A 5,749-nucleotide genomic window follows, 5' to 3' on the forward strand; every position below is an offset into this window, starting at 1 on the left:
TAAAATCGATTGGGGTGTGCCGTTTAATCTCACGGCTAATCGTGCTAGGAGAAAAGCCAAGTGCTCTAGCAATTGATCTGAGCGAGTCTCCCTCTGATAACCGTTGTTCGATATAAAAACGATCTTTTTCATTTAAGTGCCGATAAACCATCTCTACCCTCTAAGTCAAAAGGCGAACTAGAGAGTTTATCTGTATGAATATGAACTCTCTACTGAGTGTTGCACTTCAGATGACGGAGGGCGAATCTATTTAGTATTGCTTAAGACAATGCTTTCATGTATCTATAAGAGCTTGGCACGATAGTAGTTGGTAGCAGGAGAGCGTGGTATGCAGCAATTAAAGAAGCACTTTTCCCCTTGGGTCCTTTTGTTAATTTCGATTAATGGCATGATTGGCTCTGCCTGGTTATTTGGGCCCTTTTATGCGGCTAAGAGCGCAGGGCCAGCTTCTTTATTCGCTTGGGGCTTAGGGGCGGCGGCGGTTGTTTTGATTGCCTTTACCTTTGCTGAGTTATCAGTACTTTTTCCAGTCGCCGGAGGGGTTGCGCGCATTCCACAGTTAACTCATGGGACGACCACTAGTTTTGTTATGGGCTGGATTGCCTGGCTTTCCTGTGTGACGATGCCACCGATTGAAGTGCAGGCGGTATTGCGTTATGCCTCGGTTTATTTTCCAAGTTTAAGTTATAGCGTTGAGGGTCACTATAATTTAACGGTGCTAGGGATGCTATGGGCTGTGCTACTGATGGCCGTCATTTCTTGGATTAATATGATTGATTTAAGAAAATTAATAAAAACTAATTTTATTATGACGCTTATCAAAGTCGGGATTATTATCGTGTTGGGGGTGGTTTTATTACTGACGCACTTTGATATTGATAATTTTTCTATGGCAGCGCATCTGCATAACGGCAATGATGTGGGTAGTGTCGGCTGGCATGGTATTTTGGTGGCAATTTCAACAGGGGGCGTTATCTTTGCCTTTACTGGTTTTCGCCATGGGGTTGAACTTGCAGCAGAAGCGCAGCGGCCGCGCATTGCTATTCCTTTAGCTATTGTTGGTTCAGTATTATTTTGCTTTTTATTATATTTTTTATTGCAAGTTGCCTTTATCGGTGCGCTTACACCTGATAGTCTCAGCCAGGGTTGGCAAGGGTTGCACTTTAGCAGCGAAGCGGGGCCGTTTGTTGGTTTAGCTGGGCTATTGGGCTTATCTTGGTTGGTGTCTTTGATTTATTTAAATGCAACCGTATCGCCTTTGGGGGCGGCATTGGTTTATGTGACGTCGACCTCGCGAATTGTTTATGCAATGAGTAAAAATCGCTACTTTCCAAAACTATTTTTAAAATTAACCAGTAAAGGCATTCCGTTGTGGGCAATTATCTTAAACTTTTTTGTCGGTTTACTGTTATTTTTACCCTTTCCTGGTTGGCAGGGCATGATCAGTTTTTTGGTTTCAGCCGTCGTTATTTCTTACGGTATGGGGTCGATTTCTTTATTGTCTTTGCGTTATCAAGCGCCTCAGAGAGTACGTGAGTTTAGACTGCCTTGTGCTACGCCCTTATGTTTGCTCGCCTTTTACATTTGTAATTTAATTGTCTTTTGGTCAGGTTGGTATACGGTAAAAAGTTTAGTCATTGCTATTATTATTGGCCTTTTAATCTTCTTTATGATGAAAAATAAAGTAAAGCAAACACAAAGTTTAGATCTTTATTCAGCCTGTTGGCTCGTCCCTTATTTAATTGGCATGACGGTTATTTCTTACTTAGGGACATTTGGTGGTATAAAGTTTTTAGCGTTTGGTTGGGATTTTCTGGTGATTGCGCTTTTTAGTGTGATTATTTTTTGCTTGGCTATATTGACACGACATCATCACCTCAATGAAAATTTATTGCGTGACTTTCATCATGAAGCGGGTACTGAAAGTTAATTGAGTTGATTAAGCTTTTTGTGATTTTTTAATTTGGCAAGATACATTATACTGGGCCTGGCTTGCGTGTAAGTGAGTTAGTCGTGGGTGTTGTCTAGGAGGATGTATGTGTAAGCGCTTTAAATTATTATTAGTGGCTCTAATGATCTTAATTGTACTGCCAATATTACCAATGACAGCATGTGCCAAGAGCCATATGCCAACGGTTGCGGTATTAAAATTTAATATAAATAAGGAAGCCCTTGTTCTTTACTGGCGGCGCCATAAAGTCAGAGATCAAGATAATCGTTCAGGCTTAGGTTCAGATGATAGGGTAGTGCGAGAGCATGGTCAGCTTGCTGTTGTGCCTGAAGAGTATACAGCGATGACGAATATGTTAACGGATGGTTTAATTAATACCTTAGTGTCTAGTCATACGTTTAAAGTGCTAACGCGTGATCGTGTGAACCGTGTGATCAATGAGCAACGATTTGTTGAATCAGGCGATGTTTCTTCTGATCAAGCGGTTAAGACTGGTAAATTACTCGGGGCGGATTATTTAGTCACAGGCAGTATTCAAATGCTTGAAGTAAAAACACGTGAGGAGAAAATTCCATATACGCATGAAATTAGTAAGCAGCGTTATGGCTTATTGATGGCCAATATTCAGGTGATTGATGCGCATAGTGGACAAATTGTTGCCGCTTATCCAGTTCAGGTGTCAAAAAAGCAAAATAGAGTAAAAAATCACTGGCAACAAGACAATAAAATTGTCACCAGCCGTGATTACTTTTTACAGCAATTAAAAGACAAAGCCGCAAAAATCGCTGCAAATAAAGTGTTATCTGCTGTGTTTCCATTAAGTGTTATTAAGGTGGCAGGAAATAGCGTATATATTAATCGTGGTGTTGGTGCGAATTTTAAGGTCGGTGATAGCCTTGCTGTATTTAAACCAGGCCAGCGTTTAACCGATGAGCATACAGACCAGTTGTTAGGTTATGCCCAGTTGCCCGTAGGTAAGGTACGTATTGAGACCATAGAAGCAAAATTTGCTAAAGCGACGGTGCTTTCGGGGAACCCTCAGAAAATGCTAGGTGCTATTGTGAAAGCACTTGTTAAGGACAAACACGTTGTGCTTGCAGGCGGAGGTTTAGAAAATACACCCGGATCGAGTGCGAGCCCGTTGCAATGGTAAAACCGTTTCAGTTGTTTGCGGTTATTATTGTTACGTTGGGCTTATCAGGTTGTGCGACCACCAGTGTGTTTAAGCCATATCCAAGTACGGCAAAGACAGTTAAAAACGCACTGGTGCGGCAACATTATCAGGTGGCTGAAAAGTATTTGCTGCCAGATACCACGAGTGAAGATGGCCTGCTTTATTTATTAGAACTGGGCCGTACCCAGCAGTTAGCCGGTCAATATCAACAGAGTTTAAAAACCTATCAAAAAGCGATTGAGATCATTGATAAAAACCAGCAAAAGCCAATAGTTCAGCTTTCTAAGCTCAGTGTGACAGGACTTTCGTTGTTAACGAATGATAATGCGATCCCATTTACAACATCGAGCTATGAACAAGTGATGGTGCATCATTATCAAGCGTTAAATTATTTTGCCTTGGGCAACTTAACTGGGGCATTGGTCGAAGTGCGGCGCGCTGATGAAGTGCAGCGTCAAGCGTTAGAGCGTCATCAACAGGAGCTTGATGAGGCGAACAATGTGGCAGCTAAGCAACACTATGATGACAGTAAAATCTGGGCTAATAAGAAATTTAATACTTTTAATGCGGTTGCTGGCAAAGTGAAAAATTCTTTTCAAAATGCCTATACGTTTTATTTTTCAGGTTTACTGTATGAAATTTCGGGTTCTTTAAATGATGCATATATTGACTATAAAAAGGCATTAAAATTAGTACCCAATAATCCGTATGTGCAAGCTGATGTACTGCGTTTGGCTAAGCAGCTGAACATGACGAATGATTTGGCTGGTTATCGTAATTATTTAACGCATAAAGTTATTACAGCAGCGGTGAATCAGGGTACTTTGGTTGTTTTATTTGAAGCCGGTTTTGTACCGGCAAAGCAGCAATTTAAATTGCCGTTACCAACCGGTGCTGGATTAATTGCGATTGCGATCCCTTATTACAATACGCCATGGCAAAGCCCACATTCGTTAGAAATTACTCAAAAAAATAATGGTGTCATTGGCAAGACATCCGCGCTGGTGTCTATGCAGGCGCTTGCGGCCAAAGCGTTGCAAGAAAGAATGCCTTGGATTATTGCTAGAGAAATTGCGCGATCAATTGCTAAGGCCGCAATGACGTATCAGCTGCAAAAAGAGGGGAATGGTCTTGCGGCATTAATTAGTAGTGTATATAACGTTGTTTCAGCACAAGCAGATTTACGCAGTTGGCTGACCTTGCCAGATCAAGCGCAAGTATTACAAGAGGTATTGTCTACAGGTAGGCAAGAATTAACATTAAATTATCAGGGATTGGTTAGAAAAGTAGCGGTGAATATCAAACCTCGGCAGATGGTAGTTGTCTGGGTGGTGGCTTTGGGGCATTCTCTAGATGTTCATGTATTATCAACATCTTGAATCTTGAATTTTGGTTGAAGGAGAGCAAAGATGAATCGGTGTGTTAGAGCTGGTACCGTGGTATTGGCAACAGTGGTTTTATTGGGCGGTTGTGCTTCGGCACCGAATTGCACTGAAGCAAGCTACCCGCAGATGACACAAGCTATTCAAGCGAAACCACAGCAGTTAAATACCTTTCATGGTCGTTTAGATATTAATCAATTAGCAGTTGTACAAAGTGGTGACTTAATGCGTGCTGGGGTGCGAGTGCAAAGCCACAGTTCTCGAGAAAATAATATGGAATATCAATTTACCTGGTATAATAAAAATGGTTTTCCAATCGGTACTACCCCGTTTTTACCATTTACTTTATACAGTAATTCAAATCAGTTTTTACAGGCAGTGGCTCCTAATCCAACTGCAGCAGGCTATCGTATTCGTATTTGCCAACAATAACATAATAAAAATAGCTAGAGCGCAATGATATAAATTAACTATTAAAGTATTAAAGTATTAAGTTTAAAAATGAGAGAGAGGGTGTGTGATGATAAAAAAAAGTATGAAGTCTCTTGTGATATTGTCTGTTGTTGGCTCAGCGTTGTTGGCCTTGGCCGGTTGCAGTCAGAATATTTCTTATCAAGATCCGAATGCGGTGAGCGCGACATCGATTGATTTTAGTTCGAGTGACCTGCAGTCTATTTCTGCAAGAATGGTTGAATCTTTGTTAACGTTTCCATCGATTGTAGAGTTAACAGCAAAACAGCGCCCAGTGATGACTTATGGGGGAATTAGTAATCAAACGGATGAGCATATTGATATTTCAGGCATTAAAAATACCATTGCGACGAAGTTAATCGAGTCAGGAAAATTCCGTTATGTTGATATGGCTTCTGTCGCGTCACTGCGTAAACAATTAAATTATCAACACCAAAGTGGTATGGTGGATCAAAAAACCGCGGTTGCGATGGGTCGGCAAATTGGCGCACAATTTATTTTAACAGGCAGCCTGAGCAGTATCCGTCAGTCCAATAGTAGCGAGACTAGCCTGTACTATTTGTTTACCCTGCGCTTAATTAATATCCAAACGGGTATTGTTGAATGGCAAGGACAGAAGCAAATTCGTAAATTGCAAAAACGCTCGTTGTTTGGCTGGTAGAGAGTTGTTATAGCGCTCAACGAATAGTTTCTGACATTGACTTCATTACTTGACTAAGCGCTGTCTCTAAATTTATTTCATCTTGATCAAGCTTCATGCGAACCCTATTT

6 protein-coding genes are annotated in these 5,749 nt (G+C 41.1%); 5 read left to right on the top strand and 1 reads right to left on the bottom strand.

All coding sequences use genetic code 11. The features are described from left to right. Nucleotides 1-151: helix-turn-helix domain-containing protein (locus C200_RS14665; protein ID WP_155274424.1), on the bottom strand; the 151-nt coding region annotated here is incomplete at its 3' end. Nucleotides 152-328: 177 nt separating this feature from the next. On the opposite strand from C200_RS14665, the gene C200_RS00110 reads away from it, so the two are divergent. The 5 genes from C200_RS00110 to lpoB all read left to right on the top strand — a co-directional run bounded on the left by C200_RS00110 (nucleotide 329) and on the right by lpoB (nucleotide 5,639). Beyond that, the gene (locus C200_RS00110) at nucleotides 329-1,930 is read left to right on the top strand and encodes an APC family permease (protein ID WP_016211566.1); all 1,602 of its coding nucleotides are present in this window, start codon (nucleotides 329-331) and stop codon (nucleotides 1,928-1,930) included. A gap of 106 nt (nucleotides 1,931-2,036) precedes the next feature. Then, nucleotides 2,037-3,104: a CsgG/HfaB family protein gene (locus tag C200_RS00115; protein WP_016211570.1), complete on the top strand. Its 1,068-nt coding sequence runs from the start codon at nucleotides 2,037-2,039 to the stop codon at nucleotides 3,102-3,104. Beyond that, the gene (locus tag C200_RS00120) at nucleotides 3,098-4,504 is read left to right on the top strand and encodes a COG3014 family protein (protein WP_016211567.1); all 1,407 of its coding nucleotides are present in this window, start codon (nucleotides 3,098-3,100) and stop codon (nucleotides 4,502-4,504) included. Before C200_RS00115 ends, C200_RS00120 begins: the two co-directional genes overlap by 7 nt. A 30-nt stretch (nucleotides 4,505-4,534) precedes the next feature. Beyond that, entirely contained in the window at nucleotides 4,535-4,939 is a 405-nt protein-coding gene (locus C200_RS00125; protein ID WP_032126112.1) for a YcfL family protein, read from the top strand. 88 nt (nucleotides 4,940-5,027) lie between these two features. Further along, entirely contained in the window at nucleotides 5,028-5,639 is a 612-nt protein-coding gene (gene lpoB, locus C200_RS00130; RefSeq protein WP_016211565.1) for a penicillin-binding protein activator LpoB, read from the top strand. Nucleotides 5,640-5,749: the final 110 nt, after the last annotated feature.

Source organism: Piscirickettsia salmonis LF-89 = ATCC VR-1361, from assembly GCF_000297215.2.
Lineage (GTDB): Bacteria > Pseudomonadota > Gammaproteobacteria > Piscirickettsiales > Piscirickettsiaceae > Piscirickettsia > Piscirickettsia salmonis.